The sequence below is a fragment of the Halobaculum marinum genome (assembly GCF_029338555.1).
GTDB lineage: Archaea > Halobacteriota > Halobacteria > Halobacteriales > Haloferacaceae > Halobaculum > Halobaculum marinum.
This window is the reverse complement of record NZ_CP119991.1, coordinates 246051-272216: the sequence shown is the minus strand read 5'-3', so window position 1 is coordinate 272216 and position 26166 is coordinate 246051. Positions and strand designations below refer to the sequence as shown.

The 26166-nt window shown below is 64.7% G+C and carries 19 protein-coding genes; 13 read left to right on the top strand and 6 right to left on the bottom strand.

The genetic code is table 11. From position 1 onward, the window contains the following. The first annotated feature begins 58 nt into the window (after positions 1–58). Entirely contained in the window at positions 59–2755 is a 2697-nt protein-coding gene (locus P0R32_RS17665) for a GAF domain-containing protein (protein ID WP_276239725.1), read from the top strand. 65 nt (positions 2756–2820) lie between these two features. Further along, the gene (locus P0R32_RS17660; protein ID WP_276239724.1) at positions 2821–3147 is read left to right on the top strand and encodes a hypothetical protein; all 327 of its coding nucleotides are present in this window, start codon (positions 2821–2823) and stop codon (positions 3145–3147) included. Between the two features lie 51 nt (positions 3148–3198). Here the strand turns inward: P0R32_RS17660 and P0R32_RS17655 are convergent, their stop codons facing one another. Further along, complete coding sequence (locus P0R32_RS17655) at positions 3199–5226, bottom strand: heavy metal translocating P-type ATPase (RefSeq protein ID WP_276239723.1); 2028 nt, start codon at positions 5224–5226, stop codon at positions 3199–3201. Between the two features lie 227 nt (positions 5227–5453). Here P0R32_RS17655 and P0R32_RS17650 point away from each other — a divergent pair, with 227 nt between their 5' ends. Then, the gene (locus tag P0R32_RS17650; RefSeq protein WP_276239722.1) at positions 5454–8264 is read left to right on the top strand and encodes an aconitate hydratase; all 2811 of its coding nucleotides are present in this window, start codon (positions 5454–5456) and stop codon (positions 8262–8264) included. Positions 8265–8650: 386 nt separating this feature from the next. Here P0R32_RS17650 and P0R32_RS17645 read toward each other — a convergent pair whose 3' ends face one another. After that, complete coding sequence (locus tag P0R32_RS17645) at positions 8651–10126, bottom strand: hypothetical protein (protein WP_276239721.1); 1476 nt, start codon at positions 10124–10126, stop codon at positions 8651–8653. Between the two features lie 497 nt (positions 10127–10623). Here P0R32_RS17645 and P0R32_RS17640 point away from each other — a divergent pair, with 497 nt between their 5' ends. Further along, on the top strand, positions 10624–11094 hold the full coding sequence (locus tag P0R32_RS17640; protein WP_276239720.1) for an LURP-one-related/scramblase family protein: 471 nt from the start codon (positions 10624–10626) through the stop codon (positions 11092–11094). A 44-nt stretch (positions 11095–11138) separates the two neighbouring features. Here the strand turns inward: P0R32_RS17640 and P0R32_RS17635 are convergent, their stop codons facing one another. After that, the gene (locus tag P0R32_RS17635) at positions 11139–12890 is read right to left on the bottom strand and encodes a cation:proton antiporter (protein ID WP_276239719.1); all 1752 of its coding nucleotides are present in this window, start codon (positions 12888–12890) and stop codon (positions 11139–11141) included. A gap of 864 nt (positions 12891–13754) precedes the next feature. On the opposite strand from P0R32_RS17635, the gene P0R32_RS17630 reads away from it, so the two are divergent. The 3 genes from P0R32_RS17630 (at position 13755) to P0R32_RS17620 (ending at position 16038) form a co-directional block, all read left to right on the top strand. Then, entirely contained in the window at positions 13755–14348 is a 594-nt protein-coding gene (locus P0R32_RS17630) for a class I SAM-dependent methyltransferase (protein WP_276239718.1), read from the top strand. Between the two features lie 252 nt (positions 14349–14600). Next, a complete protein-coding gene (locus P0R32_RS17625) occupies positions 14601–15566 on the top strand; it encodes a ParA family protein (RefSeq protein ID WP_276239717.1) in 966 nt (321 codons plus the stop codon). Next, positions 15559–16038, top strand: a complete 480-nt coding sequence (locus P0R32_RS17620; protein ID WP_276239716.1) for a hypothetical protein — start codon at positions 15559–15561, stop codon at positions 16036–16038. Before P0R32_RS17625 ends, P0R32_RS17620 begins: the two co-directional genes overlap by 8 nt. Before the next feature lie 88 nt (positions 16039–16126). Here P0R32_RS17620 and P0R32_RS17615 read toward each other — a convergent pair whose 3' ends face one another. Then, on the bottom strand, positions 16127–18367 hold the full coding sequence (locus P0R32_RS17615; RefSeq protein ID WP_276239715.1) for an amino acid permease: 2241 nt from the start codon (positions 18365–18367) through the stop codon (positions 16127–16129). Next, positions 18364–18834, bottom strand: a complete 471-nt coding sequence (locus P0R32_RS17610) for a universal stress protein (protein WP_276239714.1) — start codon at positions 18832–18834, stop codon at positions 18364–18366. The genes P0R32_RS17615 and P0R32_RS17610 overlap by 4 nt, the downstream gene beginning before the upstream one ends. A 390-nt stretch (positions 18835–19224) precedes the next feature. Here P0R32_RS17610 and P0R32_RS17605 point away from each other — a divergent pair, with 390 nt between their 5' ends. The 3 genes from P0R32_RS17605 (at position 19225) to P0R32_RS17595 (ending at position 21878) form a co-directional block, all read left to right on the top strand. Next, on the top strand, positions 19225–20004 hold the full coding sequence (locus tag P0R32_RS17605; RefSeq protein WP_276239713.1) for an Lrp/AsnC family transcriptional regulator: 780 nt from the start codon (positions 19225–19227) through the stop codon (positions 20002–20004). 72 nt (positions 20005–20076) lie between these two features. Next, the gene (locus P0R32_RS17600; protein ID WP_276239712.1) at positions 20077–21327 is read left to right on the top strand and encodes a hypothetical protein; all 1251 of its coding nucleotides are present in this window, start codon (positions 20077–20079) and stop codon (positions 21325–21327) included. A gap of 44 nt (positions 21328–21371) precedes the next feature. Then, positions 21372–21878, top strand: a complete 507-nt coding sequence (locus tag P0R32_RS17595) for a hypothetical protein (protein WP_276239711.1) — start codon at positions 21372–21374, stop codon at positions 21876–21878. Positions 21879–21883: 5 nt separating this feature from the next. On the opposite strand, the gene P0R32_RS17590 is transcribed toward P0R32_RS17595, so the two are convergent. Beyond that, positions 21884–22903 (bottom strand): hypothetical protein, encoded by a 1020-nt coding sequence (locus P0R32_RS17590; RefSeq protein WP_276239710.1) that lies wholly within the window; start codon positions 22901–22903, stop codon positions 21884–21886. Between the two features lie 214 nt (positions 22904–23117). Here P0R32_RS17590 and P0R32_RS17585 point away from each other — a divergent pair, with 214 nt between their 5' ends. The 3 genes from P0R32_RS17585 to P0R32_RS17575 all read left to right on the top strand — a co-directional run bounded on the left by P0R32_RS17585 (position 23118) and on the right by P0R32_RS17575 (position 26161). Then, positions 23118–23258, top strand: coding sequence for a hypothetical protein (locus P0R32_RS17585; protein ID WP_276239709.1), 141 nt, complete (start codon positions 23118–23120; stop codon positions 23256–23258). After that, positions 23258–23863: a metallophosphoesterase gene (locus tag P0R32_RS17580; protein ID WP_276239708.1), complete on the top strand. Its 606-nt coding sequence runs from the start codon at positions 23258–23260 to the stop codon at positions 23861–23863. The genes P0R32_RS17585 and P0R32_RS17580 overlap by 1 nt, the downstream gene beginning before the upstream one ends. A 231-nt stretch (positions 23864–24094) precedes the next feature. Further along, a complete protein-coding gene (locus P0R32_RS17575) occupies positions 24095–26161 on the top strand; it encodes a phospholipase D family protein (RefSeq protein WP_276239707.1) in 2067 nt (688 codons plus the stop codon). Positions 26162–26166 lie beyond the last annotated feature (5 nt).

The following is a 26166-nucleotide window of genomic DNA, read 5'->3' as shown; positions in this document are numbered from 1 at the left end:
TTCGGTTCGAGTTCCATCGACGGAAGCTAGATATGTGTCGAACCTCCTACGGGACGTGATGACCCCAGGGCCACTGCCGCCACCGCTCGCGGAGACGGAGGCGGTGTTCGACGGGGCCTCGACGCCGCTCACGACGCCGGAGGTGGCCGCACACCTCGACGTCGGGCGTCGAAGCACCTACAACCGACTCCAAGACCTCGTCGACCGAGACCGTCTGCGAACGAAGAAGGTCGGCGCGAACGCCCGCATCTGGTGGCGCTCGTCGCCGTCGACGGCGACCGCGGGGGCCGACGGAGCGGCGACCACGTCGACACCGGACGGGGACGCCCCCGAGCAACTCGCTGATGCCATCGACGCGGATCGGCTCGATCCGCTCCTCGACATCCTCGACGACGGCGTGTTCACCCTGGACGCGGCGGGGCGGTACACCTGGGTGAACGAGACGTACACCTCCCTGGTCGGCCGTGACGGGGAGGACCTCGTCGGTACGCACGTCTCGACGGTGTTCGACGATCCAGACGTGCTCGACGCTATCGAGACGTGCGGGCGAGAACTCCACCGTGGCGAGCGCGAGAGTGCGCGTCGAGACACACAGGTGGCTGTGTCCGGTGGGCAGTCGCGGGCGGTCGCGGTGACGGTCACGGCGGTCGCGACCGACGACGGCCTCGACCGCTTCGGCGTCGTCACGGACACGACCGAGCGCGACGAGCGCGAACGGGCGCTGGTCGAGGCGAACACGCAACTCCAGACGCTCGTCGACACCATCCCCAACGGGACTGTCACGCTCGTCGACGACGACCTCCGGTACGTCACGGCGTTCGGGACGACGAGCGACTCACTCGACGTCTCCGCGGCGGACCTCGAGGGGAAGCGAATCGCGGACGTCCTGCCCGAGGAGGTCGCCGACCAGCTCGTGCCGGCCTACGAGGCGGCGCTGGCGGGAGCACACTACGAGTCCGACGTGACGGTCGGGGACCGAACGTACGAGTGTCACCACGTGCCCGTCCGCGACGGGGACGGCGAGGTGTACGCGGCGTTCGGCATCGCCCAGGACGTCACCGAACGTGAGGAAATCGCCGGCGCTCTCCGTCGGCAACTCCAGCGCCAGGCGGGCGTCACCGAACTCGCTCGCCACGCACTCGGCGGCGGGCGGCCGGACGCGTTGTTCGACGAGGCGGTCGACCTCCTCGCTTCGACCCTCGACGTCTCCCGGTGTGGGGTGTTCGACGCCACCGCGGTCGACGGGGAACTCAGCCGTCGGGCTGGTGTCGGCTGGAGTGACGCCGACGCTCCCTTGCCCCTGGACGGTGGCGACGCCCACCGTGCACTCGCCTCGGGTGAGACGGTCGTCGTCTCCGACGGCGCCACATCGGGTATCTGGGCGCCGATTGCACCCCGTGACGACTCGTGGGGGGTCGTCGCCGTCGAGGGGGCCGTCGATGGGTCGGTCGCCGACCGGGACGTCGTGTTCGTCGAGTCGGTGGCGACGCTGTTGGCGGTCGCGCTCGCTCGTCACTACCGGGAGATCGAAGCCGAGGCGCGACGCGACTTCGAGGTCGCGGTCAACAACCTCCACGACGTCGTCCGCGACGTGACGGCGGCGGTCATCGATCGGTCCACTCGAGAGGAGATCGAGCAGACCGTCTGTGACCGACTCGCCGACTCCGAATCCTACGAGTTCGCGTGGATCGGCGCGGTCGACGAAACAGCCGACACGGTGTCGCTGCGCGCGGAGGCGGGCGTCGAGGGCTACCTCGACGAGGTGACGCTCTCGGTCGACCCCGACGCCGACCCGGACGGTGGGCCGACGGCCGATGCCGTACGAACGAGGACGGCGCAGTTCACGAACGACGCCCGTACAGACCCCCGCCATGCGCCGGTCCGCGACCGTGTGCGACAGTTCGGCTTCCGCTCCTCGGCGGCCATCCCGATCACTCACGAGGGGACGATCTACGGCGTGTTGAACGTCTACGCGGCGAGGCCGAACGCCTTCGGGGAGCGCGAACGAGACGTGATCGCGCAGTTGGGGGAGGTCGTCGGCCACGCCATCGCCGCCGCCGAGCGCAAGCAGGCGCTGTTGAGCGACGAACTCGTCGAACTCACCGTCCGTATCGACGACGTGTTTGAGGGCGTCGCCACGTCCGTCCCCCCTGCCGGCACGTTCACCTTCGACTACATGGTCCCGCTGTCGGGCGGCGACTTCCTCGTGTACGGGACGGCGACGCCCGACGCGATGTCGTTCTTGCGGGACGTCGAGGAGCACAACCCCGAGTGGGACTCGGTCACCGTGCGCTCACACGGCCCCCCGGTCACGTTCGAACTCCGTGGCGTCGACCTCCCGGTGTTCTCCGCCATCGCCTCGCGGGGCGGGCACCTCGAACGCGCCGTCGTCGACGAGGGCGACCTCCGGATGACGCTGTACTTCGCGCCGTCGGTCGACATCCCGGGCGCCATCGAGACGCTCCGCCGGAACTACCCGCAGACGGTGTTGCGTCGGCGCCGGCAGTTCACTCGCTCGTTCGAGGACACCGTCCGCGTTCACCGCAGGATGGTCACCGATCTCACCGACCGCCAGCGGACGGCACTCGAGGCCGCCTACCACGCCGGATTCTTCGAGTGGCCCCGCGACACGTCCGGCGAGGAGGTGGCCGCCGCCATGGACGTGGCGCCGCCGACGTTCCACCAGCACCTCCGGAAGGCGCAGCGCAAAGTGTACGACGCAGTGTTCGAGTCGCCAATCGAGCGACCGGAGTGACCCCACGCTCCGCCACCTCGAACGGCACCCCGGTTTAATGTAATCCCACGCGAACGCTCGTCCAGATGTCCGATCCCGCCCTGGAACGCGGGTTGTGGGTGTGGACCCTCTCCGAACTCGCGTTCGTCGTCGCCCTCCTCGTGCTCGTCGCCAACAGTCTCTTCGGCGGCGGTTCGTTCCTCTCGGACGTGTCGGTCGGCGTCCGCGTCGCCGCACTCGTGTTCCTCGTGGTCGAACTGCTCATCCCGCTGTTCGTCTACCTCGACGTGCGAGGCGACCCCGACCGATCTGCACACACGTGGGTCCACGCCGCCGCGATGCCGTTCATCAACCTCTTCGGTGTGATCGCGTACCTCGACGACCGCCGGCGCAGACGCGAGCGGGCGGAGTAGCCGTCATCAAGAGCGGACGTTCTCCATTTCTCTCGGTGACCCGTCACCCGGTCAGTCGCCGAATCGCAGCAGACGCAATCCGTTCAAACTCACGAGGACAGTCGAACCCTCGTGGCCGACGACCGCGAGCGGGAGTGGAAGCCCTGTAGCGAGTATCGCAGTCAGCATAATTGCGATTGCTCCGAAGGCGATTGCGAAGTTGACGTGCAGCGTACGGCGGGCCTTCCGACTGAGCGCGAATGCGTAGGGGAGTCGACTGAGCTTGTCCGACATCAGGACAATGTCCGCTGTTTCGAGTGCCACGTCAGTTCCGGCGCCGCCCATGCCGATGCTGATGTCCGCCGTGGCGAGCGCCGGGGCGTCGTTCACCCCGTCCCCGACCATCGCGACGGCCTCGTGACGTTCCTGGAGCGCCTCGATGTGGTCGATCTTCTCCTCGGGCAGTAACTCGGCGTACACTTCGTCGATACCAAGTTCCTCCGCCGTGTGTTGGGCGACGCGTTCGTTGTCGCCCGTGAGCATGACGATCTTTTCGATGCCCTGGTCCCGGAGTTGGTCGATGGTCTCTTTCGCGTCGGATCGGATCGTGTCGGTGAACGCAAGCCACCCCAGGACGCTCAGGCGGCCGTCCACCTCACCGATCACGAGGACACTCGTTTCTCCGTTCTGTTCGAGGTCACGGACGGCGTCGAGCCCGGTCTCACGGCCGTCGATATCGCGGTCGGCCAGGACGGTCGCGACATAGCGCGGGTTGCCGATGTGGAGGGTCTGCCCCCCAACGGTCGCCCGGACGCCCTTACCGACGACGGCCTCGAAGCCACTGGCACCCGGAATGTCGAGCGAACGTTCGTTGGCGGCCTCGACAGTCGCCTCGGCGAGGTGGTGTTCCGAGCGAGACTGAACCGCTGCCGCGAGCGCGAGCAGCCGATCCGCTGTCAACGACTCAGTAGCGCGGGTGCTGTCCTCGGTCGCGTCGCTTTGGATACCTCCGTCAGTCGACACGTGTGCGCCGTCACGTGTGTGGAGTTCGGTCAAGCGCGTGTTGCCTTCCGTGAGCGTCCCCGTCTTGTCGAAGGCGACGGCGTCGGTGTTGCCAGCGGTCTCGATGTGTTCGCCGCCCTTGAACAGCAGCCCCTGTCGCCCGCCCGCGGAGATGGCCGAGAGCACCGCCGCTGGCGTCGAGATGATGATCGCACACGGCGACGCCGCGACCATGAGCGTCATCGCGCGATAGAACGTCGGCTCGAACGTGTGATTCAGGAGGACCATCGGGACCGCGATGGCGAGGATGGTCATCGCGAACACGCCCAGTACGTAGGGCTGTTCTAAGCGGTCGAGGAGTTGCTGCGTCGGCGCTCGCTTCTCTTGGGCCTCCTCGACCATGCGGATGAGGCGAGAGAGCGCGGACTCATCTGGCTCCCGGGTTACGCGCACTTCGAGGCTGCCCGACTCGTTGATCGTGCCGCTGAAGATGTCGTCGCCGGGCTCTTTCGGGACGGGGACCGACTCCCCGGTGAGCGACGATTGATCGACAGTACTCTCGCCGGCCTCGACAACCCCGTCCAGCGGTATTCGGTCGCCGGGCCGCACGACGAACACGTCGCCGACGGCGACCTCGTCGATGTGTGTCTCCGTCTCTTCCCCGTCGTCGAGGACCTGTGCGGACTCCGGTCGCATCTCGACCAGGGACTTGATCGCCGACCGTGAGCGCCCGATCGCGTACTCTTCGAGGACGCCCGACAGCGAGAACAAAAAGAGGAGCATCGCGCCCTCGAACGGTGCATCGATGTAGAGCGCACCCAGCGCTGCGACGATCATCAGGAAGTCGATTTCTATCGCGGGCTCCCGAAACGCCTTGATGCTCTCTTTGATTCCGTACCAGCCACCGAACACGTACGCGGCACCGTAACAGCCCCAGACGACCCACGATGGTGCGCCGACCCAACTGCCCACCAGTCCGCCGATCATCCCGAGAAGCGTAATCGCGACGAACACGACCTGACGCAGAATCTCTGGCCGGTCCGTTAACCCCGCGAGACGGCTAGATGTGTTCGATGTCAAACTCGAAGAGACGTCCATTGGAGACTAGTATCTTCAGTGGGAAATAAGATTTGCCAATCTGAATACAATTTTCGGATAGCCTAAATTTGGTTTGCCGAACGGTTAGGGGCGCCTAGAGTCCACTGACGCGCATCAAAACATACCTGTTCTGTCACGTTTGCCGATCCAACGAGACGGGGATTGTGATAGGCTGAACGGTCCCGCTGGACGAATCACTCATACCCGTTGATAGTGTAGGTTGACCAATGGCTACAGCAAACCCGTTCGGGGCGATCCGCGAGTTCGAGCACGACGGGGAGACGTACAAGATGGCAGACCTCACAGCGCTCGAGGAAGCGGGCCTCTGTGAACTCTCACGGCTGCCTGTGAGCATCAGGATCCTCCTCGAGTCGGTGCTCCGGAATGCCGACGGCGACGCCATCGACGAGACGGACGTCGAGAACGTGGCATCCTGGCAGCCAGACGTCCCCGATGTAGAACTCCCGTTTTCGCCGTCTCGCGTCGTCCTACAGGACCTCACAGGCGTCCCGGCGGTAGTCGACCTGGCTGCGCTGCGGTCGGCTGCGGACCGCAACGGAGAAGACCCGACGCTCGTCGAACCAGAGATTCCGATCGACCTCGTCATCGACCACAGCGTCCAGGTCGATTTCTTCGGAACCGAAGACGCCTACGAGAAGAACGTCGAACTAGAGTACGAACGCAACGCCGAACGGTACCGGGCGCTGAAGTGGGCCCAAAACGCCTTCGAGGACTTCCAGGTCGTGCCGCCGGGGACGGGTATCGTCCACCAGGTCAACCTGGAGTATCTCGGGCAAGTCGTCCACGCCCGCGAGCGCGACGGTGAGAACTGGCTCCTGCCGGACACGCTCGTCGGAACGGACAGTCACACGCCGATGATCGGCGGCATCGGTGTCGTCGGCTGGGGCGTCGGCGGCATCGAAGCGGAGGCCGCGATGCTCGGCCAGCCGATTACGATGAAGCTCCCCGAGGTCGTGGGCGTCCGACTCACCGGCGAACTTCCCGAGGGTGCGACCGCGACCGACCTCGTCCTCCACGTCACGCAGAAGCTCCGCGGTGTCGGTGTGGTCGACCGCTTCGTCGAGTTCTTCGGCCCGGGCGTGGCGAACCTGACCGTGCCCGACCGGGCGACCCTCTCGAATATGGCGCCCGAACAGGGGTCGACCATCAGCGTCTTCCCGGTCGACGAGTCGACCCTCGACTACCTCGAACTCACCGGCAGAGACCCGGAACACATCGAACTCGTGCGCGAGTACCTCGATGCCCAGGGCCTCTTCGGCGAGCAGGAACCCGAGTACACCGAGGTCGTCGAGATGGATCTCTCGACGGTCGAGCCGAGTCTCGCCGGCCCGAAGCGACCCCAGGATCGCGTTCCGATGGGCGACATGAAGACCCACTTCCGGGACCTCATCTACGGCGAGTTCGAGGACGCCGTCGACGACCTCGACGAGGACGCCATCGCCAGATGGCTCGGAGAGGGAGGCCGCGACCCCGAACTCACGGGTGACGGCGGATCGCTCACCGAGACGCCGGCAGAAGCGCCCGAGGAGCCAGACCTGGGCGAGTTGACGAAACGCGTCGAGGTCGACCTCGGCGACGGCCAGACGACCGAAATCGGCCACGGGAGCGTCGTCGTGAGCGCCATCACGAGCTGTACGAACACGTCGAACCCGTCGGTGATGATCGCGGCGGGGCTGCTCGCGAAAAACGCCGTCGAGCACGGGCTGGACGTCCCGCCGTACGTGAAGACGAGTCTCGCACCCGGCAGTCGGGTCGTCACCGAGTATCTGGAGAACGCCGGACTGCTCCCATACCTCGAAGAGTTGGGCTACAACGTCGTCGGCTACGGCTGTACGACCTGTATCGGGAACGCCGGGCCGCTCCCCGAGGCAATCGAGACGGCGATCGACGAACACGACCTCTGGACGACGAGCGTGCTCAGCGGCAACCGGAACTTCGAGGCTCGCATCCACCCGAAGATCCGCGCGAACTACCTGGCAAGCCCACCGCTCGTGGTCGCGTACGGACTGGCCGGTCGGATGGACATCGACCTCCAAGCCGAGCCGCTCGGAACCGACGACGATGGGGAGCCGATCTACCTCGCAGACCTGTGGCCGGACGCCGACGAGGTCCGGGACGCGATCCACGACAACGTCTCCCCGGAGATGTTCGAGGAGAAGTACGCCTCCGTCTTCGAGGGCGACGAACGTTGGGAGGCCCTCGACGCCCCGACCGGTGACGTCTACGAGTGGGACGACGAGTCCACCTACATCCGCGAGCCGCCGTTCTTCGAGGAGTTCCCGAGAGCGGAGCCCGGGGTCAGCGACGTCGACGACGCCCGAGCGTTGCTGCTGCTCGGTGACACCGTGACTACCGACCACATCAGCCCCGCCGGGCCCTTCGGTCCCGATCTCCCGGCAGGTGAGTGGCTGCTCGAACGCGACGTCGAGCCCCACGAGTTCAATACGTACGGGTCTCGCCGGGGCAACCACGAGGTGATGATGCGTGGCACCTTCGCGAACGTCCGCATCGAAAACGAGATGCTCGACGACGTCGAGGGCGGCTACACGATTCACCAGCCGACGGGTGACGAGACGACCGTCTTCGAGGCCAGCCAGCGGTATCGCGAGGAAGACACGCCGCTCGTGGTACTGGCGGGCGAGGAGTTCGGGACCGGCTCCAGTCGCGACTGGGCAGCAAAGGGCACTGACCTCCTCGGCGTGCGGGCGACCATCGCGGAGAGCTACGAGCGCATCTTCCGGGACAACCTCGTCGGGATGGGCGTGCTTCCACTCCAGTTCGACGAGGGTGACTCCTGGGAGTCGCTCGGTCTCGATGGATCGGAGTACTACGACATTCGCGGCCTCGACGACGGTCTCGACGTGATGGACGAACTAACCGTCGTCGCAGAACGCGAGGACGGGTCCACCGTCGAGTTCCCCGTGACCGCGCAGGTCGGGACCCCCGCAGCGGTCCGATACGTCGAGAATGGCGGCATCTTGCACTACGTGCTGCGCGGCCTGCTCACTGAGGCATAAGACCCCGACCGAGGTTCGTGTTCCCACGGGTGTCTCGTTCAATGGGAACCTAAGGAGATTTTTCAGCAAGAAGCGACCCAAGGCTGTTTGCATTGAGAGAGCCAGTCCCACCCTACCACGTCGCAAATTGATACACCGTATGCTGCGATACTCAGTCCACCGCTCTGAGGATAGGCACGTACATTTGAATCGCTTGGATTAGTCCTTGGCTCGTATCTAACTCGTAGACCTGATAGGGTCGCGACGGGGGATCTCAGCAGCGCCCGCAAGGTTGGAGAGCGCCGCCGCCTTTTATTAACTGAGGCTCGCGGTCTCCGTGAGGCAGATAATATACTGGGTGTGTCGTTTCAGTCGTACCTAGAAGCGGATGATGTAGGGGAACTATCTCAGTAATCTGGCGGCGTGTCAGAAGCTCTGTCTGCGGAGTGAGAGAAGTCTGCGTCGTCATAGTAGTTAGAACCGGTGACGTTCTGGGTTTTTTCTCCGATATGGGAGTCGTATGTCAGGTCGAAGAACGCATACTCGGTATCGGTGTAGCCCTCGTTTTCGATTTGGTGGTCACTTGGAGCGATTGTAAACATTGAATCGATAGAGGTGTCTCCAAGGTCGTTAACATCGAGTCCGATTGTCCAGTGCCCAGTCCCGCTGATTTCACAGTCGATGAATCCGGGCATTAGATTCCACGGGTCATTCTGGAGGAGGGCACCCATCATAATCGCTTTTGATGAACAGTCCCCCACACCATCGTATAGGACAACTGTCGGTGGCGGGTCGTCACCCTGTGGGATGTATGGAATCATCTGAACGAAGTCACCAAGGTATTCAAGTTTTCTCCGAGGGTCAGTGATCCCAAGTTTTGTGATAGTCTCGTGAGTGACCTGAGCGATTTCTTGAAGGTGGCTGATTTGTGTTGCGAACTCTCCTTCGTACTTGACTCCGTATCGGTACTGGTAGCGGCTGGTTCCTGTTTTGTACTTCTGGGCTGGCTCGTGGTCGATGTGACAAGAGACGCCGAACAGTTCTTCGCTATCAGGACTGCGAGTGACGAAGAACATGACTCGCTCCGTATCTGTGTCGATGTATTCAACGTGGCCTGCTGGCTCTGCTCGTTTATTCAGTCCGGTGTACTCGGTATTGCCAGTAACGCCCCGTGGCTTGTCCCATTTTTGTCGGTTTCCTTCTCGCCAGCGCCGAACGTTGAGTTCGTCGTCGTTAATCCAGTTGATGCCGTCTTTGTACTCGATACCGACGAACTGGTGACGCTTGATGATGACCGTGCGGTCGTCGCGAGAGTCGGTGTCAGTTCCAGTGAGTTCACAAATGCTCCCTGCACCAGTCGGGAGGTCGATGCCCGAGATGTCGAACTCTAGCGTCCGGGTCTCGAACTGGTCGGCATCCGTGGCGGTGAGTTGTCCGTCAACGGTTTGGAGTTCGTAATTCACATCACGGATCGTGAGCGTAACGTCGATGTCACGGACGACGTTGGCGTTCTCGATAGTGACTCGTGCAGTATCTCCTTCCACGTTGATTTGGAAGAGGGTGCTGTCGAAGTGTCCGGGAGAGGTGTACTCGGCCTTAGGACCAGTTGGAGGTTCAGTCCGTTCCGCGAGGTACCAGTAGGAGAATTCGCCGTAGTCAGGAGAGTCGAAATACGCTGGCGGCTGGTCCGGTTTTCCACTGCTGGTCGCTGTCGTCGTTTCGGTTGGGTTCCAGTTGTCACCCGTTGGCTCATCCTCGTCGCTGTTCTCCGCGCCTGCATCTTTCGCGTCTTGCCACGCGGAGGCACAGCCTGCGAGACTCGTGGTAACTCCAGCGGCACTTAGGTGGAGAATCCGTCGCCGGGAGCGTTCGGTGGGGTCCATAGTCACTCGCGTACCTCCCAGTTCGAAGCAACTGGTATAGGATTAGCGCCAGCCGGGTTGCAGTACGTGGTCGCTGAGACGTCCAAGTAGACACGCCGATCCTCCTCGTAGCAGCTCCCGCGTGCGCGACGGTGCTGTTCAGCCATCGTGGTATTGTCCGGTCGAGCAGCACCAGCATTGCGCTCCCAACCACTCGCACCACCGCCGACCTCACTTGACCGCGCAGGCCGAGCGGAGACCACTTCGCTGCGTAACCGACTCAGACTCCAGATACTGTCTGATATCGACAGCGCTCGCCCCCAACAGGCTTGGTGGGTGTTCTGTGCGCGGTCGGTATCGACGTGCCATGGTGAACATATCTTGACCCGCCGTCGTGTCGTAGCTGTCTCATGGGACGAAAACGACCTCAACCCGGTCGAACCGAGCAGCGTCAGGGACGACGAGACAAACGTGGCGGTCGCAGTCACGGTGGTGGTGGCGAGTGGGATCGCTACAAGATGACGCAGAAACTCATCTCGATCGGCGACGACTTCTTCGTCGAGAACAGCGCCGGCGAGCGTGTATTCAAGATCGACGGGAAGGCGCTCCGCGTCAGGGACACGCTGAGAATGACTGATCTCCGGACCGGCGACACGTACACGATCCAGGAGAAACTCCTCCGCGTCAGAAACTCGATGACTATCCAGCGGAACGGTCACCCCGCTGCGAGCGTTCACAAGGCTGTCGTCAGCCCCATCCGCAACCGATTCACCGTCTCGATACAGGGTGGGACTGACCTGGCGGTGAAGGGGAACGTCCTGAACCACGAGTACAAACTGATGCGCGACGGCGACCGAGTCGCGGAGGTCTCAAAGAAGTGGTTCCGCGTTCGCGACAGCTACGGCATCCAGGTCTCGCCCGACCTCGACGCGGGGCTCGTCGTCGCGTGCACGATTGCGATCGACATGATAGTGCACCCGACTCGATGAGCGGTGGTCGACGCGTTCACCGGCGGGCCAGCCGCTGAACTCGCTCACCGCGTTTGTTCTCGGTCGGAGTCCGAGTCCACACTCGACTGTGACATGGCCGTTCGAGAGTCGGTCGACACGACGTCGAGTCCGAACGCCTCAACCCGTGTTCGCCACGACGAGTGATCGTCACTCTGCATCGGGTCGCCCACCGACCACGAATCGGTCTCAACTGCGTCGATCCGTGCCTCGACGTTTTCGAGGAGTTCCTCGGCCACGTCACCGTCGACATCGCCACGCTGCGTCGCCTCGTTGATCGCCTGGTACTCTGCCCGGAGGACGCGACGCCGGGCCAGACGCTCCTCGTGGTCTCGAACGTCCGGGTGCGTGCGCAACAACGTCTCGATAGCCGCCTCGAGGTCGTCGCGCTCATCTCGGTAGGCTTCGATCACCTCCTCGAAGACGCTCTCTGGGATGTCGTCCGCCTCGAAGCCCCGCTGGGCTGATTCGAGCGCGGCGTCGACTCCGTGGAGTCTGCCGACGAGCGTCTGGTACAGCTTCTGTGCGGGTCGCTGGCTCTGGATGCCCACGGCGCTGACGACCCTCCCCATCGTTGGCCCGTTGACGAGCAGCGAGACCGCGGCGACGCCGAAGACGAGCGCCGACAGGAGTTCGGTTGTCGGGTTGGTGATTGACTCGGCTACCCCCAACACGAGCGCGATCGAGACGGACGCGTGGATGCCGCTCCACGTCAGGACGTGTTGGTACCGTCGCGGGATCGGCGTGACCAGCCGTCGGTTGACCACCGCGACCAGCGGGTAGACGACGACAGCGCGTGCGAGAAAGACGACCACGACCGCGACGAGGATCTCGGGAGCGTATCGGAGGAGGAGGTCGATCGGGATGAGGACGCCGATAGCGACGAAGAGGATGGTGTTCCCGATGAAGGCCGCGTATCCCCACACGACCCCCACGGAAAACTGGGTCGAGCGTGAGATCGCTCCCCTGCTCGGCCGAGCGGCCATGAACAGGCCGGCTGTGAGCGTCCCAATCACGCCGCTGCTCCCGGCTACGTCGAGGAGGAGGTAGACGCCGTAGGCGACGATGAGCGTGATCACGACCGCGGTGAGGTCGTCGTCGACGCGTGCGATGAGTTCGTACGCCAGGTAGCCGACTACCCCGCCGACTGCCGCACCACCGGCCACGGCGACGACGATGCCGACGGCGATGTCCGCGAGGAGCGCGCCGGGCGTCACGAGATCGGCGACCGCCATCGAACGGGCTTCCGCTTCGATGAACACCGCGAGGACGGTCGAGTAGACGACGATAGACACGCCGTCGTTCAGGAGGCTCTCCCCCTCGACGAGGATCTTCAGTCGTTCTGGCACGCCGAGGTCGTCGAACGTCGCCAGCACGGAGACGGGGTCGGTCGGCATCACGATGGCGCCGAACAGGACGGCGACCGCGAGCGTGAAGCCGAACAGGACTTGCCCCGCTATCGCCACGATGGCGACCGACAGCAGCAACCCTCCGACTGCGAGCGCGAGGATCGGTCCGAGGTTCGACCGCAACGCCTCCACGTCGATGGTCACCGCGTCGTTGAAGATCAGCGCGGGCAAGATAGCGAGCAAGATCACGTCCGAGGAGAACTCGACCGCAACTGGTGAGCCGACGAGCGACACCAACAGCCCCGCGATCAGGAGCCCGGTAGTGTACTGTATCCGTGCGTAGCGGGTCGACAGGACGCCGACGACGGCGGCTATCGAGAACAGGTACAGGAGGACGAAGAGCTGATCTTCGACGCCCGCGGTAGTCATCCACTGACCACTCGCGTTAGGAGTGGATAAGACGTGAGCCACGCACCAGCTACCGTGTAACTCGGTCGTCGGCTCTTTCGAATTCTCCCGTGCCCTCGTGTCGACGGGATTCGCGACTCTTGCGTATCTCCCATCAGCTCTCGCCTATCGGTGTGTCGTTGTGCGCATGTGCTCACATCTCCATATCCACGTACGCAACGGCTACACACATTCACATACTTGGATATGCAGATATGTGGTTCTCTAAATGTTCACATCTGTAGCCATTCGGCCTGATCGGTCAGCCGCGTATCCTTACGAGGTTGGTCACCTCGTAGTGTGCTCTCTGGCTCACTCAACGAGTGGGTTTTCGAAGTGTTCGTGGCTCTGATGTCGATCTACGTGGTGTCACCGACGACAGTTCCCCGGGAGACTCAACACTGGGTGTCGCCGTCGTGTGCAGTTGGATTGTCCCTCACGGCTGCAATTGCTGCACTCGTGTCCCTCGTCAGGGGATCCACAGTCGCGATCGCTTGTTCGACGATCAGTGGACGGTGTTCTCATTGTTCCGGCTTCGGTTCCAATGACGGAGTGGATATCGAGTTGGCGCAGATACTGTGAAATCCAAATCTGCGGACCTATAGATATCTGGATATCTGAATATTTGGCATATTGCGTCGTGTATCGGCGGATGGTGGTCGAGTATTCGAAGCTCCGCCCATTCGGATATTCGGACAGTCGGATATTCGGATATGTGGACTTGCAGGTGTGCTCTGGAGTCGACACGGTTCTGTGGGTATCTTACGTATCGCGCGGGGGTCGACAGGAAGTGTCAGCGATAACTCTTGAGAGGCTTATCGACACGCACGTCCTACCCCCGACCGGATGACCAATACGGAAGGCGGCGGCGACGGCTACACCGCGATGGACTACGATACCGACTGCGAGACGGACGAGGTGTACCAGCAGTGCCTGTCGTACCTGCTCTCGCACGCACCCGTCACGGCTGACGACGTGGTACTTGACGTCGGTACAGGGACGGGCATCGTCGCTCTCGAACTCGCATCGACCTGTCACCGCGTCCTCGGACGCGATGTCTACGACGAGTGGCTCCAGTACGCCCGTGAGAAGGCGCAACGCCGCGGCATCGAGAACGTCTCGTTCGGACACGGGTCGTTCCGTGACCCCGAAGCCGACGAACCGGTGGACGTCGTGATCGCCAGTTACGCCCTCTACATGGCCTACGACGACGGGGGAGAGGACGAACTACGAGCCGCTATCGAGGGTCTCGCGTCGCTGACCCCGCGCTGTATCGTCGTCGCCGACAAGATGCGATTCGGTCCGGAGCAGTCCCCGAGCGACTACGAGACGTTGCCACCGATGGGGACCCTCGCAGATCTCCTCATGGATGCGGGGTTCACCATCACGGACATCGGAATCATCACAGAGTCGGTCGGAGTCATCGTTGCCACACGATAAGCACTCCAACTTGCGCGCCCCTAGAATCGAGACGCCTTCCTGCCTCGGTACACTACTGAATCTGCAAATATCGACATATGCAACGATGTGGATATTCGAATAGCCACCAGCGATCGCCGCACGAGAGCGTCATTACAAGAGGATATCTACATATTCGGATATCTGAGTCTCCGAATGGGGTAATATCTAAGTAGCCACACTCGGACCGGTGGATATGCTCACATCCACGTACGTCGATGTGCGGACGGGGGGATGTCCGCGATGAGCGTCGGGTTGGAGGGGTACCCTGGCGCGGTCGTCTCGCTGTTCAAAGGCGGGGTCACGAAGACCTCGACCTCACTGAACGTCGCCCACCAACTGTCCGAGCGCGGGCACGAGGTCGCGATCGTCGACCTCGACAAGGACGGTCACCTCACGAGTCTGCTCGGGTACGAACGCCAACTCGCAGACGGCGAGGACATCGGCGACGCCATCTTCGGTGACACCGCCCCGAGCGACCTGCTCGTGGAGACGGAGTTCGGCCTGCACCTGCTCCCGGCGACCGAGGACCTCGAGACGGTGGAGGGGAAGATGAAAGACCAGAGCTTCGGCGTCAAACTGATCCGCAGTGAGATCGTCGAACCGCTCGTCGCCGGCGACGTGGACTACGTACTCATCGACCCACCGGGCGGCCGCGGGATGCTCCACGACGCCGCCCTCGTGGCGGTCCAGCGCGTCATCGTCCCGCTGATCCCGAGCGCCGGGTCGGTCTCGGGACTCGAGAACCTGCTCCGCCGCTCGCTCGTCCCCCTCCGCAAGGAGGTGCCGCTCGACATCGTCGCCATCACGCCGAACATGATGCGCGAGAGCCTCGCACAGGAGAGCGGCGAACAGATGCTCGCGCGCGAACTCAACACGAATGAGGAGTTCGGGCAGACCGCGATGGACCTTACCTACGAGGGGTTCGACCACTACCTCCCAGAGTACGCGCGTGTCGACCCCGACTTCTTCGACGCCGTCGCAGACGACGCACGCAGCGTCACATCCGAATATCCAGATATCCCGAAGCCTGGCATCCGCTACCGGAAGGCGATCAACGATGCGACCCGGCACGGTCTCCCCCTGGCGGAGTGGCAGCCCTCAAGCGATCAGATCGCAGCGTTCGACGCCCTCGCCGAGCGCGTCGAACTGGCAAGCCCCGAACCCGAGCGCAAGCGCGCGGAGGTGGCCGATGCCTGACGAGGCGGACCGATTCGGTGGACTCGGGGACGCACTCCAGAGCGGTTCGGACGAGGACCCGTCCGATGCCGATGCATCGTCCACGGAGACCACGACCGCGAGCCCGGCAGTTCCTGAGGCACCATCGGAGTCGGCTGACGAGTCCGAGCCCGCCGACACCGTGGACGCCGTTGACGACGTCGAGGAGTTCCCGGAGCCGTTCGGGTTCGACGAGACCAACCAGCAGTCGTACTACGTGCGCGACGAGACGTTCGACCCCCTCGCGGCCAACCGAAGTCGCATCCGCGCCGTCGCCTCCAAGCACGGCCTCGACGAGGGCGACCTCTCGAAACGCGAACTGCACGACGCGGAGCTGTCGGTGTTGCAGTCGTTCGAGGACTGGGACATCGCCGTCGCCGTCGAGGTGCTGGAGCGTCGCGGCGTCGACGTCGACGAGGAAGCGGTCCGCGCGGTGTTCGACGTCCTGCGGTAGGCCCCGATACGACCTGTCGGCGACCCGGTCAGCGGGTCACCGAGAGATCATGACGCGCCCCTTCCACCGCGCTGTTCCTTGCTCACGTTCACGCGAACAGGCGCTCGCGGAGCGTCCGCTTGCGCGGGCGCTCGGCCAACAGCACGTTCGAGTCGAGGTCGTCGAGCACGGACAGCTGCAGCGACCCGCGGACGATCCGCGACAGGAGGCCGCGCTCGGTTGCGCCGACGAGCACGAGCGACCGCGACGCCGCGGCGGCGCCGATAGCCGCCTCCACGTCGCCGGTCTCGACCAGCAACTCGGCGTCCGCCAGGTCGTGGTCTGCGGCCCACTTGTCGAGGAACGCGTGTCCCTCCTCGGCGTCGTCAGCGACGTGGAGCACGGAGACGTTCGCGCCGACCGTTTCCTGGAGTGCTCGTGCCACCTCCGCCGAGAGGTCCGATGAGTGCCCCCCGGCGGTCGGGACGAGCACCTCGCTGGGGTCGAACGCCCCGTCGTCGAGGACGAGCACGTCACACGGCAGGTCGTGGGTCAACTCGTCGAGTCGGCCCTCGACGCGGCCCCCGGCGAGTCTGGTACCGCCGTGGCCCATCACGAGGCGGTCGACGTCGTGTTGGCGTGCGAGATCGAACACCTCCGCGAGTCCCTGGTGGGACAGCACCGTCCGCGTCTCCACCGGCACGCCGAGGCGGTCGGCGTCGGCGCGCGCGTCTTCGAGCAGTCCCTCCGACGTCCGGGAGATGCGGTCGCGCTGTGCGGCGGCCGCCTCCAGCGAGGTCTGGTCGGGCACCTGGATGACGTGGGTCGCGAGGACCCGCCCGCCGTCGCGCCCGGCGAGGGCCGCGCCGAGCGTCATCAGCGCGCGCTCCGTGCGCGGGTTCGACAGCGCCACCATCGTGGTCGGGGTGTCGTCGCCACCGGAGCCGTCGGGTGCGACCGTCGCGGCCGCGCTCACGACCGACGGCGGGAGGTCGTCGCCGCGGTCGAGGACGTACTGTCCCAACAGCCCCTGGTGAGTCGTCTCCTTGCGCGCGTACAGCGCGTACCACAGGACCGCGACGAGGACGAACGCGCCCGACAGCAACAGCTCTGTCTGGCCGACGAACGCGAGCAGCCCGAGCGACAGCACGAATCCCAGTGCCGGGGTGAGCGGGTACAGCGGCACCCGGAACGCGGGGTCGTACTCCGGGTCCGTCTCGCGGAAGACGACGAGCGCGACGTTCATCAGCGCGTACACCACGAGGTGGAGCACGCTCGCCGCCTTCGCGAGCACCTCGATGTCGGTCCCCAGCGCCGCGATGAACACGACGATCACCGCGCCGGTGACGAGGATCGAGCGGTAGGGGGTCGCGTACGACGGGTGGATCTCGTTGAGCCAGTCGGAGACGATCCGGTCGCGACCCATCGCGAAGTTGATCCGCGCGGACGCGAGGATCGACGCGTTCGCGCTCGAGGCGGTCGCCAACAGCGCGCCGAGCGTCACCACCGTCACAGCCAGACCGGCGTACCCGCCGGGGAACGCAACCTGCGTGGCCTGCGTCAGCGGCGCGGATTGGCTCAGATCCGTCCAGGGGACGACGCCGAGCATGATGCTCACCAGGATCGCGTAGAGGACGGTGACGATCACGACGCTCCCGACGATCGCGAGCGGCAGGTTCCGACCCGGGTTCTTCAGCTCCTCGGCGACGGTCGCGATCTTCGCGTAGCCGAGGAACGAGACGAACACGAGCGCCGTCCCGGGGAGGATCGCGCCGTAGCCGAACGGCGCGGCGCCGCCCTCGCTCAGCAGCGTCGCGAGGTCGAACGAGAGCCACCCCTGCACCGCGAACAGGGTGAGGATACCCAGCAGGAGCGTGACGATCACCGTCTGGACGCCGCCGGTCTCCTTCGCGCCGACGTAGTTGACGCCGACGAACACGGCGCCGGCGACGAGCGCGCCCACCTGCACCTCCGAGAGGAACAGCACCTCCGGCAGGGGTACCAGCGTCGCGAGGTACTGGCCGAAGCCGATGCTGTAGAACGCCGAGGCGAAGGCTAAGCCGATCCAGTCGCCGAGCCCCGCGATCGAGCCGAACAGCGGCCCGAGTGCTCGGTTGACGTAGTAGTAGCCACCGCCGGCTTTCGGCATCGCTGTCCCCAACTCCGACACCGCGAGGGCGTTCACGAGCGCGATCAGGCCGCCGACGACGAACGACACCACCACGACGGGGCCGGCGGTGCTGGCGGCGACGCCTGGGAGCACGAAGATGCCGGCGCCGACCATCGTCCCGATGCCGATGGTGAGCGCCGACAGGAGCCCCAGGTCCTTCGCGAGTTCCTCGTCGCTCACGTGTCTGCCTCGCGCTGTTCGTCGCCCGAGACACTCGCGGTCACGCTCCCCTCCGAGGAGGGCAGCGAGACGATGGGGAGGGCGGGGTCGGAGACGAGCCGCTCGGCGGTGTCGCCGGTCAGCAATCGGAGGAGCCGCCGACCGCCGCGGGGACGGAACGCCACTGCCGTCGCCTCCGCGTCGAGCGCAGTTTCGACAATCGTCTCGGCGATGTCCGTCCCGAAGACGATGCGGGTGTCGGTGGCGACCGCGTCGTCGACGCGCGCAGCCGCGACCGAGAGGAACGCCTCCGCGTCCGTCCGTCGCTTCGCCATCGGCGCCTTGTCCACGACGCCCCCGCCCTTCTCGACGACGTGGACGAAGGTGACGCGCTCGACGTGTTCGAGGTACGGCTCCAGCGCGGTGGCGGTCGCGACGGCGTCGTTCGCGTCCGCGACGGGGACCGCAAGGTGGCTGAACGCGGGCATCTCGTCAGCCACCCCCCGGGGAACGGACCGAACGTCGGGCGGGCAGGGAGGCGTCGACAGCCGCGGTCACGCGCTCGGCGGCGCCGGCGACGGCTGTCAGTTGTCGGCGCGTCGCGGGTCGCAGTGGTGATCCAGTCCGATCTCGGTCGACTGTCTCGTGGTCCATACCCGGCTAACGACGCGAGTCGACATAAATTCGCGCATTTAATTTTCAGAATCGCAGTTTATACTGTCATAGATTTTCATATCCGAATGTCGTCGTGGCTGGCAGTCCTCCGCGCCGCGCGCTCGACTGCCGGGGTGCCCAGCCGACGGACCGGAAGGCGCCCGTGAGGAACTACTAAACCGCGGTGTCGCGTACCGACTCGCGACATCGACCTTCCCCGCCAAATGACGTACCCGAACACGGACTACCGGCTCGACGAGATCGATCGGCAGATACTGCACGCGCTGATGGACGACGCGCGCAACACGTCCGCCAGCGCACTCGCCGAGCGCGCCGGCGTCTCGGGGGCGACGATCCGCAACCGTATCCGGAAACTCGAGAACGCGGGGATCGTCCGCGGGTACACCGCTCAGGTAGACTTCGAGGCGGCAGACGGGAAACTCACCAACCTCTACCTCTGTGACGTCCCGATCACCGAGCGCGAGGCGCTCGCCCACGAGGCGCGCGCCGTCCCGGGAGTGATCAACGTGCGCACGCTGATGACCGGCCGGCGCAACCTCCACGTCCTCGCCGTCGGTGGAACGACCGCCGACCTCCGGCAGATCGCCCGGCGACTCACCGACCTCGGCATCCACATCGAGGACGAAGACCTCCTGGAGGAGGAACTGTTCGCGCCGTTCGCGCCGTTCGACCCGCAGGACGACGACCGCGTGCCGGAGCCGAACGCGTTCATCAGCCTCACCGGCGACGCCAGCGTCGTCGAGGTGAGCGTCCAGCCCGATGCACCAATCGCCGGTCGCACACTGGAGTCCGCCGTCCGAGATGGGGTGCTCGACCCAGAGACGCTCGTCATCGGCATCGAGCGCGACGACCGCGAGTTGACGCCCCACGGCGACACGGTCGTCGAGGCGGACGACATCGTCACCGTGCTTTCGCGTGGCGGCGACGACGTCGACACGCTCACGGCGTTCCGGCGCGCGGACCCGAAAACCGAGTCGAACTGACCCAGACGGTCGGCCGGTGTGGACGCCAGGTCGCGACAGAAGGTTCTTGCACCCGCCTGTGGTGTGCCAACCATGGCAACAGCGGCGTCGCTCCCGGAACCGCAGGTGCTCGCCCACGCCAAGGATCGCCTGTTTCCGGCGACCGAGTCCGAAGCGTACGCGGTCTGTGACACGCAGTTCGCGATGGACGAGTGGCTGCCGGGGCGACCCATCCCACCGGCGGTCCGTGAACGCCTCGCGCCGTTCAACCACGTCCGGCTCGGCTCCGGGTACCCGGACCTCGTCGGCGTTCGCGACCTGGAGGCGGACCTCCTGGCCGTCGACCGCTTCGGCGACCAACCGCCACTCATCGCCGTCGAGGCGAAGGGCCACACGGGCGGGCGGGCGGTCGACGTCGAGCGCGGCGTGGTCCAAGCCTACGACCGATTGGGAGAAGCGAACGCCGCCTACGTCGCCGCACCGACGGGGACCATCTCGGCGACTGCACGGACGCTCGCGCGCGAACTCAATGTCGGCGTGTTAGCCGTCGACGCCGGCGGTGAGACGACGGCGCTGGAAGTTCCTCGTGTGGTCGGGAATCGAACGTCCGACGACGCGGCGGCGATCCGCTTCCAGGCGACCTCGCAGGGCGTCGCGGACGCCTCCTTCGGCCTGAACCACCCGAAGAACTACCTCGCAGTGCCGTTGGCGCTGTACCACTCCGGCGAGACAGGTGCCGTGCTCGCCGAGCGGGTCGTCGCCGCGACGACGGCTGCCCGTCAGGGCGCGACGTTCCTCGGACTGGTCGAGGAACGCCCTGACCGGCTCCGGCTCACGCCGTTGGGCGAGGAAGTGGTTCGCTTCGCGCTCACCCGGTACGGAACCGTCGACGACGCGCTCGGGGCGTTCGACGACTGGAAGCGGTCTCGCGCTCGATTCTGTGATCTCGCCCCCGAATGGGGGCTGCTCACCCGGCGGGTCGTCTGGGCATACCCAGCGACACAGGTGATCGTCGAGGAACTCCAGACCATGGCCGACGACGGCTACCCGGAGCCGACGCTCGTCCAGTTGGTCGAGTGGCTCCACACAAATCACCCCACGTTCACGGTCGAGCTGTTCCTCCGTGGAACCGAGGGCGTCCGCGCCCGCACGCTCGACGGCGACGGCGACCTCCGACCGGCGGAACTGGCCGACGGGCGCGTCTACCACTCCCCGACGGTGTTCCAGCTGAAGGCGATGCTGTTCCACGCCGGGATCGTGACCGAGCGCGGCGCCGAACCACACCGCCTCGACCCGGAGGCGGACGTGTGGGCGTTGCGTGAGCCGCTGTCGTTCGACCGCTAGGCGCTCGGAGCAACGATTTTACGCCACCATCTCGACCCGCCAGTATGGCGCCGTCCGACGACGACGACTCGCCGGTCAGGGTGCGAGAGGGGTCGCCCCTGTCGGTCGACGAGAAGCGCGCGATGATCCGGGAACTCGACCGCGCGGTCCGGTACGGTGCCCCGGGGGTCGAGACGAGTACGTGGTCGACGTTCCCGGGCTGTTCGGTCACGTTCGCTCTCGCCGAGCACGAACGGATCGAGGTGCACATCGCCTACCGCGAGTCGGACCTCCCCGGGCCGGTCACGGTCCCCTCGGTCGAGGGGGACGCATCGTCGCTGGTCGCTCAGGGGGCCCCGCCGACGCCGTTCATCCAACTGTCGGCGGCACACGGGACGCTCTACGAGGACCTCACCGACGCCGCCGGGCGCGCCGTCGACCCGTACGCGGTGACGGTACCGGACAGTCCGGCGGCACAGACCGCGACCGACGGCGTCGTCACGTTCGTCGCGACGTTGGAACTCCTCACTGGGCAGTCCTCAGCGGAGCGCCGGACGTTCGAGTGGGGCTGATCCGCTCAACAGCGCCGGCGAAACACGTTGACCGACCCCGTCGGCACCGCGATCCCCGCGCCGATCCGCGCCGCGTCACTCGGTGAGAGCCCGCCGATCTCTAAGTGGACGTACGGGAGGTCCGGTGGCTGCGTGGCGTGCTCGGAATACCACTCGAAGTAGGCCCGTTCGAGGTCGGTCGGCGGGCGTCGCTGGATGACGTCACCGTCTGCCCGGATCACGACCGTCGCGTCGTCGATGGACTCGGGGAGCCGCGTGTGGTACGTCGGCCCGAACAGCGACCGGATGAACTTGTTGCCGCGAGCGGATACGACGATCTCTGCCGTGTCCCCTCGTCGGTAATACGCCACCGCGTCGAGGACGTCGTCGTCGCCGATCCCGCTCTCGAAGTGGTACCGCGGCGGCGTCGACGGGTCGCGATCCGGGAACTCGACGTGCACGGACACGCGCCCGCTCGGACCGAAGGCGGTGCGAATCGCGTCGACTGCGCGGTCGACCGACCCATCGGGCGGCGCTTCGACGCCGATCTCGGTCTTCGTGACGCGGACGTCTGGGACAGACACCCCGAGTTCGGTGGCCGCCGAGCGGTACGCGTCCGCCCGAGCGACGAGGAGGGGCGTGGCCCACGGCGAGAGGAACGATCCGTCGACGTCGGCGAACGGCCCGTCGCCGGTGGTCGAGGCCCCGACCGACTCGACGGTGAGTCCCTCGGCGGCCGCGATGCGCTCGACCTCGGCTCTCGGCAGGTCGCCGAGCACCCGGATCGTCCGCGTGTCGGGCGACCCGTACGCGTGGTCGACGCCGACGGTGACGGTGTAGCCCTGCGACTCGATAGCAGCCGCGACGGCGGCAGTGGCGTCGGGTTCGTCGAACGGGACGGTGACCCGGACCACACGCGACCGACGCACGAGGACTGCGCCCGTCTCGCCACACGAGAGCCCACTCCCGCCGAGACAGCCTGCGTTCCCGACGAGCGCACCACTCGCGGCGCCCGCGAGCAGAGCTCGCCTCGTGGGTGAAGCCATACGTTCGACAGATAATGTGGTAAAAAGAACCCTTCGGCTAGAGCCGTCAGTGTTCGGTGTCGTCGTCGGCCTTCGCTCCGTCACGCACGAGGTTCGCTGTCCACGAACTCCGCCGGGAGACGGTGTGAACACGGCGTCCGCCGACTGTCCCCGGTCGCGCCCGCGCGCCACGACCCTCGAAGGCCTTTTGCCGGTCTCGTCAGTCGGGTTCCACATGGACGCGACCCGGGTCGGCGTCGTACCCAACGACACCGTCGACAGCGCGGCGCCCATCGGCGAGACCGGGTTCACCGACGACGAGGTCGAGACCCTCCTCCGGCGCTACTCGACCCTGACCGTCGAGGTGTTGGTGTGATGGACGCCGACCGGACTCGCTCCGCACCGGACTCCGTCGCGGATCTCCCGGGCGACACGACCCCCGCTATCGTCTCGATCAGCGACATCCACGGCTACCTAAACGACGCCCGCAGCGCGTTGCGCGCCGTCGGCGAGTCGTCGGTGTTCGACCCGGTCGTTACCACAGAGGCCGACGGACTGCTCCACTGGGCCGGCAACGACTACGTGCTCGTCGTCAACGGCGACGCCATCGACCGCGGCCCCGACAGTGCCGGCGTCGTTCGACTGATCGACCGGTTGGCCTCGGAGGCGCCGCCCGGTCGGATTCGGTACCACCTCGGGAACCACGAGATGGCCGCGCTGTTTCCCTCGGTCCTCGACTGGTCCCACTGGTACTGCGGCCAGCTCGATTCCGAGCGACGCCTCGAGTTCTACGAACGGGTCCGCGAGGGCCTCCTCACGGCGGCGTTCGATGGCTACGAGTACCGATACAGCCACGCCGGCCAACCGAGCGCGTTCGACGTCAGCGCGGCGAACGACCAACTCCGGGAGGAGGATTCGGTCCTACTCGTATCCGAGGGGAACAATGTGGACCCGTTCGACCACGTCCATTTCGCGTGGTGAGTGTTCGGACATATAATAGACCCTAGTTATGACACTAATTCTAACTGTGGCGGCATAGTTGTCACTGTCAATACCGACGCTATAATTGTTAATGTCCCAACCAATCGGGTCAAAATGTCGTCGCACTCAACGAAGGGCGTTCATACGCCGGGTACCCTGTCCGGCGCCTCTCGTCCGCGTTCAGTGCGGCAAACGCACACCACCGTAAGCAATCGGAGGTAACATATCGATATGGAATACAAAACACCGATATCAGTCCCTTCATGGACTGGAGATGGCGAGGTTTCGGTCGAACTCGAGCTAGCCATGGTGCGGTCATGGCGGACGTTCGTTGGCTACTTTGGAGAGACAAAATCACTGCGGGCGGTCACGTACTCTCAGTCGCCACAAGTACTTCACAAACTGTTCGCCAGCGCCGACTTGGAGTTGGAACAGCTGGAGGTCGTTATCGGAGACCATCGACAGTCGAAGTACCGGAAGCAACTCCAAGGTGACCTTGATCTCGCCAAGCACCTGAATCACTTACTTGAACAGGATCAGTTGCAACTGTTCACGCTCGACAAGCGTGTCACACTGCACAGCAAGCTGTACATCGCCGAGAATTCGGATGGGTCTCGTCTAGTCGTCTTCGGGTCGCCCAACCTGTCCAAAGAAGCGTGGTCGGGTAACCAGACGAACTTGGTCGTCGCCTTCAGGACCGAGGGCGACTCGATTATCGACGGGTACGCTCAGCGCTTCTACGAAGCACACCGCGAGCAGTGTGAGCTATTCATGGGTGATTTGACCGAGCAACTCGCCGAGACAGACGATCCAGAGGAGCGTGAGCGAATTTTCGACCTTTGGGTAGATGGGACGGTCCCCTCCGACAACCCCACTGGCGACCTCCATCGGCGTATCGTCGAACTGTTCGACGAGGAGGAGAGCCGCGTTCGGCGAGTCAACGTAGTCACTGATTCGGAGGAGGCTGACGAGGTGGTGAAGCTCCCAACCGATGGCAGTGGTGCTGTAGAGGACACCGACGTGCAGTCGAATCAGCAGATGCGACTGTCCCCACAGGGCCTCGAAGAACCTATCAAGAGTGCCGAGCCGACGCTCTCACGGCATAACGTCTCGGTCAAGCCAACCGAACTACGCGGGTCCGCGGCCGGGTTTGACCGCTACCTGCGTGCGTTCAACGACGACTTTCCGACTATGTGGGTCAACCGGGACAAGCAGATCGTACGCATGCAGTTAGACAATACTACACTGGAGATGACGGCACCACTGCCGGACGACCCCGCCGAGGTTGACGAGGCTCTTGCACACATCGAAGAGTACATCGAGACCGTCGAACGCTTCGGTGACGCGAAGCGGCCACAGGAGACGATGGCCCACTTCTACGAGGCCATCATCTACGTCTTCTGGGCGCCCTTCGCGAACTACTTTGCACAGGAGTATGCGAACCGCGATGGGGCAGAGCTTGACAAGGATTTGCCCTTCCTCTACGTGCACGGCCAGAACGACTCCGGAAAGGGGATGTTCCTCCGTTTCGCAGCCAACATCATTTCGAACGGGGTTGTTGCTGCACCGGTCGAGGGACAGCAGTTCACAAAAGACGCCATCGATCGCTGCCGGGCGTCGAACACTGTCTTTCCGTTCTTGGTGGACGACGTGGACAAGGACCGGGTCGAGCGAGATATCGTGAAAACCTACTGGACGGGGGCGTGGGACGGTTCGGTCGCGTTCCCCACGTTCATTTTCACGTCGAACGACGGCAACCCGAAGTCCGAGTACCGAACCCGGATGAAGATGCTCGAGTTCGACGTGGTGTTCAATGTCGAAGGGCACGAAAGGGAGGAGACAGCTCGGCTCATCAAGAAGCGCAATCTGTTGTTCTCGTGGTTCGCCCACCTGCTGTTCCAGAAGGAGATTCGACTCCCTGACCAGGAAGATAAACTGGCAGTCGCCCGTGAGGTCTTCTGCGACCTCTACGATTACGCAGGTCGTGACCGTCCAGACTATTTCCCCGCGGAAGCACCCGCCGAAAGGATCCACGACCATGGTCGACGAAAGTGGGTCCGAGCCTACCGGACTGGGCTGTTTAACATACGGGAAGAGAACGGAATTCTGCTGGCAGACTTCTCGGAGAACCTGGACGGCTATGCGGTCCACAAGTACGACAAGGTAGTTCCGTCGACTATCCGCACCGAGATTCAGCGTACCCGTATCCAGTTTGAACAACCCGAACGGTTCTACGAGTGGACGGGAATTGAACCTGAAACTCACGGGTTTCTTGCCCGCTTGTGGAGGCGACCGTGATCCCG